This window comes from Pedobacter sp. 01T416_2, assembly GCF_056398925.1.
Window position 1 is genome coordinate 1 of sequence record NZ_JBFTQI010001123.1, and the last position, 1,333, is coordinate 1,333.

The window sequence follows — 1,333 nt, forward strand, 5'->3', positions numbered from 1 at the left end:
GCTAATAACAAGGCCTTTTGGTAGCCAATTAATTGTGAAGGCTCTACCACACCGAATAAAATATAAATGCCTACCAGAAAAAATCCTGCGTGTTGCTGGTAAAATTCTTTGGCTAAGCTATTGATTAGTAATTTCAGCATTATAGTTGAATGATTTGTTTGTCAACGATCTGAAATATGGTCTCCAATTTTAGTTTATCGGTGCTAACTTCCTGGTGCGATGATAAAAGAAAACTCTTTCCCTGTACTGCTTTTTCCTTGATCAACTGATACAATTTATCTGCCGAAGCCACATCAATGGTAATCAACGGTTCGTCTAAAATATACAAATCAGGGCTACCAATAAATGCACAGATCAAAGAAAGCTTTTTGAGCATCCCACTCGAATAACTACCAATTTTATTGTCAAGAAAGGCTGCCATTTCGAAATTAGCAGCAAGGTCTTCGGCTTGTTTACCCTCTGCTTTTCTTGTTTCAACATAAAAATTGATCAGTTCCTGCCCTGTTACAAATAATGGGTACTGTGGTTCGGCTTCGGCAAAGCTAATTTTCGAACGGAATTTTATGGGTTCATTTTTAAGGTTTATTTCATTGAGTATTACTTCGCCTTTGAATGGAATCTGTCCTGATATAATCCGAAATAAGGTCGATTTACCAGTTCCGTTCCCTCCTTTTAACCAATGGATTCCGTTATCGATTTTCCATTCGCCAAAGTTTAATACTTCATGGCTGCCATATTTTTTATTGATGTTGGTTAAGCTGAGCAAGATGTTTGATTTTAGTTCTGTTTTAGATTTCGTTATGCCAGATTTGTTACTTACTGAGGCATCTTGCCGGAAAAGTAACAAAAGCAAACCATCTCTGATAAAATAACCCCGATTGGAACGTACACGGAGTGCAACGGAGTAAAGTGGAAAGCAGGATTGTAGTAACAGAAAAGCCACTGTATTTGCTTTTCAAATCAAAGTGTTTGGGGTAGAATTTTCTAGATTAAAAATTACCTTAAAAAGCATATCTTTGCGCAAAGATGAAGCATATACGTAATTTTTGCATTATTGCACATATTGACCATGGCAAGAGCACCCTGGCTGATAGGTTATTAGAATATACCGAGACAATTTCAAAGCGTGAGGCGCAGGCACAATTGCTCGATAACATGGATTTAGAGCGTGAGAGAGGCATAACAATTAAAAGTCATGCCATACAAATGAACTATAAAGTTGGTGATATTGAATATAATTTCAACCTGATTGATACACCTGGACACGTAGATTTTTCGTACGAAGTTTCGCGTTCCATCGCAGCCTGCGAGGGTGCATTACTTATCGTTGATG

General features: G+C 37.6%; 2 protein-coding genes. One reads left to right on the plus strand and one right to left on the minus strand.

Annotated features, from left to right (window positions below):
* Positions 1–139: 139 nt before the first annotated feature.
* Positions 140–766: an ATP-binding cassette domain-containing protein gene (locus AC1DPQ_RS27905; RefSeq protein WP_477584482.1), complete on the minus strand. Its 627-nt coding sequence runs from the start codon at positions 764–766 to the stop codon at positions 140–142.
* Between the two features lie 260 nt (positions 767–1,026).
* On the opposite strand from AC1DPQ_RS27905, the gene AC1DPQ_RS27910 reads away from it, so the two are divergent.
* Positions 1,027–1,333 (plus strand): GTP-binding protein (locus AC1DPQ_RS27910; RefSeq protein ID WP_477611592.1); only part of this gene is annotated, 307 nt, incomplete at its 3' end.